Annotated in this window: 4 protein-coding genes; 3 read left to right on the top strand and 1 reads right to left on the bottom strand. The window is 67.7% G+C overall.

What is annotated here, in order from left to right; translation table 11 throughout:
* Positions 1–201: 201 nt before the first annotated feature.
* Positions 202–702 (bottom strand): adventurous gliding motility lipoprotein CglC, encoded by a 501-nt coding sequence (gene cglC / locus D7V97_RS41875; protein WP_120616112.1) that lies wholly within the window; start codon positions 700–702, stop codon positions 202–204.
* A gap of 270 nt (positions 703–972) precedes the next feature.
* On the opposite strand from cglC, the gene D7V97_RS41870 reads away from it, so the two are divergent.
* The 3 genes from D7V97_RS41870 to D7V97_RS41860 form a co-directional block, all read left to right on the top strand.
* Positions 973–1,800 (top strand): outer membrane beta-barrel domain-containing protein, encoded by an 828-nt coding sequence (locus D7V97_RS41870; RefSeq protein WP_120616111.1) that lies wholly within the window; start codon positions 973–975, stop codon positions 1,798–1,800.
* Positions 1,797–2,684 (top strand): outer membrane beta-barrel domain-containing protein, encoded by an 888-nt coding sequence (locus D7V97_RS41865; protein WP_120616110.1) that lies wholly within the window; start codon positions 1,797–1,799, stop codon positions 2,682–2,684. The genes D7V97_RS41870 and D7V97_RS41865 overlap by 4 nt, the downstream gene beginning before the upstream one ends.
* Before the next feature lie 8 nt (positions 2,685–2,692).
* Positions 2,693–2,880, top strand: a 188-nt coding sequence (locus D7V97_RS41860) for a hypothetical protein (protein ID WP_147445223.1), incomplete at its 3' end; no start/stop codon positions are given.

Raw genomic sequence — 2,880 nt, 5'->3', positions numbered from 1 at the left:
CGTCACCACGACGTGGGGGGACGGGGTGCCGTCCCCCCGGGGCAGCCCCAGCACCAGGGCGGTGAGGGCGAGGCCGCCAGCCAGGGCGAGGAAGAGGACCGTACGATTCATGGCAGGACTCCAGGGCGTGTGGAAACGCGGGCCCTGCCTTTACGAACGACGCGCGCGAAAAGGTCTAACCCTTTCGCGCGAGGCGACTGTTCAGTTGCCCTGGGCCTGCGGGGTGGCGCCGGCGCAGAAGTAGGGCGAGTTGTTTTCGCCGAAGGTGCGCCGGTAGAAGGCCTCGTCCGCGATCTTGATGGCTTCGAGCGTCGCCTGATCCAGCAGCAGGGGACGGCACGTCATCCGCTCCTTGATGCCCTCCACCGCCTCGTCGTTCGTCACCTCGCACCCGGAGGTGGTGCCTTCCACGCACTCCTTGCTGCAGTAGCCCAGGGCCGGAGCGTTGGGGTCGGGGTCGCGCGCGGAGGCGTCGTCGCGCACGCAGACGAGGTCCTCGCAGTCCAGCGATCCGAAGGAGATGAAGTCCTGGTCGGCGGCGATGTCCTTCTCGTAGATGGGCATGAAGTCGCGGCCAAAGGTTTGCGCCTCCGAGTCCGTCGCCTTGCGCACCAGGCCGCACGGCTTGCCCAGTTCGGTGGTGACCTCACAGCCTCCCAGCAGGAGGACGGCGGACATGAAGAGCGCGGATCGCACGAACATCTTTGAAACCTCTAGGAAGGAAGGGACCTGGGGCGTGGGGGGGCCGCGACTCCAGGTGGGCTGAAACGGTAGCACACCCCTCCTTCACGCCAACCAGCGACGTACGGACGCGGAACGGCTGGAATTGTGAAGGGATACGGGAGGATTACAGAGGAGGCAGGCACGTCGTGGCGGTTGATGGTTGGGAATACGACCGATAGGATGGCGTGGCTGATGTCATGCTGCCTTCCGGTGGCAGTACGCCCCCTCCCCCCCACGGAGCGCCCGGACTTGAACCGCCCCACGCTGCTGCTTGCGCTGAGCCTGATGTGGCCCGCGCTGGCCCCCGCCCAGAGTCAGGAAGGCATGGGCCTCGATCTGACCGAGGACGCCCAGGCCAAACCTCCCGAAGAGAACCCCGCGCCGCCGCCGGATGAAGAAGCACGTCCCGCGGCTCCGCCCACCGCCGACAAGGCGAAGGACATCCCCCCCGAAGCGCTGATGCCGCTGACGGACATCACCCAGGACGACCGGGTGAAGAGCGTCCAGCGCAAGGTGTACCTGAAGAAGCACCGCTTCGAAGTCACGCCGCTCGTGAGCATCTCCGTGAACGACCCCTTCTATTCGAAGGTGGGCGGCTCGCTGCGCGTCGGCTGGTACCTGGCGGACACGCTGGCCCTCTCCGCCCGCGGATCGCTCATGCAGGTGGTGCCGTCGGATGACGTGCGCACCGCGAAGCGCACCTTCAACAGCAAGATCTACAACTCCGTGCCGCAGTGGTCCGCCATGGGCGACGTGGAGTGGGCACCGCTGTACGGCAAGGTGTCCTTCCTCAACTCCATCCTCCACTTCGACGGCTACCTGCTGGGCGGGCTGGGCGTGGTGAAGACGGAGACCTCCGCGCTGCCCGACCGCGGCCTCAACCCGGCCGCCGACCTGGGCCTGGGCATGCGGTTCGTCACCAAGGACTACCTGGCCGTCAACGTGGCCCTTATCAATACCTCCTATGTGGATCAGCCCCTGGGCAGCAGCAAGGGCGCCATCCAGAACGTCATGACCCTCAACGCGGGCATCTCCATCTTCCTGCCCCTCAAGTCGACGGGGAGGGAGTCCGAATGAAGCCTGCCTTCCGTTTGCTCCTGACCCTGTGCGCGGGTGTCCCCATGCTCGCGGGCGCCGCTGATCAGGCCCCCGCGGCGGCTCCGCCTCCCGCCTCCGCGGCGGCTCCGGCGCCTGTCCCGGCTCCCGCCCCGAAGCCCGCGGCCCCCGCGCCGCAGGGGCCGGCCACCTCCCAGGAGGAGGAGGCCGGTGACGTGTCCGAGGTGGACAAGGACGCCCTGGGCCCCCTTCGCGAGCGCATCCGGCCGGTGTCCGGCCACATGTTCCTCAAGAAGGGCCGCTTTGAAATCAGCCCGTCCGCGTCCGTCTCCATCCGCGACGCGTTCTACAAGAAGTACCTCTTCGGGGCCTCGCTCACGTACTACCCCACGGAGACGCTGGGCGTGGGCCTGCGCGCGGGCTACGCGGTGAACGCCATCGCCGGCTCCGCGCAGATCTGCACCTTCGAGGGCTCCGCCACGGACACCCGCGGCTGCCGCGCGCCCACCAAGGGTGAGTTGGACGGCCAGGCTCCCGGGCAGCTCACGCTGCTGGGCGGCGCGGACGTCCAGTGGGCGCCCATCTACGGCAAGCTGTCGCTGCTGGCGGAGAAGTTCGTCCACTTCGACATGTACGGCATCCTCGGCGCGTCCGTGGTGCAGTACCGCGGCCCGGAGACGACGCTCGTGGACGGCCAGCCCATCGCGGGCGGCAAGTCCTACCTCACGGGCGGCGGCAACGTGGGCGTCGGCCTGCGCTTCTTCTTCAACCGCTGGATGACGCTGCGCACGGAGCTGCGCGACCTCATCTACGTGGAGAAGGGCCGGGAGCCCACGCCCACGTATCTCCGCAACCAGATCCTCTTCGAGCTGGGCCTGTCCTTCTTCTTCCCCTCCGGTTCCTAAGACTCATGATGCGCACCCACCGGTTCCTCCGTCTCGCCGTCCTCGGGCTCACGCTCGCGTGGACGGCTCCCACCATGGCCCAGTCCTTCGAAGGCCTGGACCTGGCGGGACAGTCCAAGAAGAAGAAGAAGGGCTCGTCTTCGGCGAAGAAGAAGACGACCTCCACCAGGCGGGGCAAGGGCAAGCAGACCGCCCC

The sequence above is a fragment of the Corallococcus sp. CA053C genome, assembly GCF_003611675.1.
Taxonomy (GTDB): Bacteria; Myxococcota; Myxococcia; order Myxococcales; family Myxococcaceae; genus Corallococcus.
Note: the sequence above shows the minus strand (reverse complement) of the source record. Positions and strands in the feature narration are given on the sequence as shown.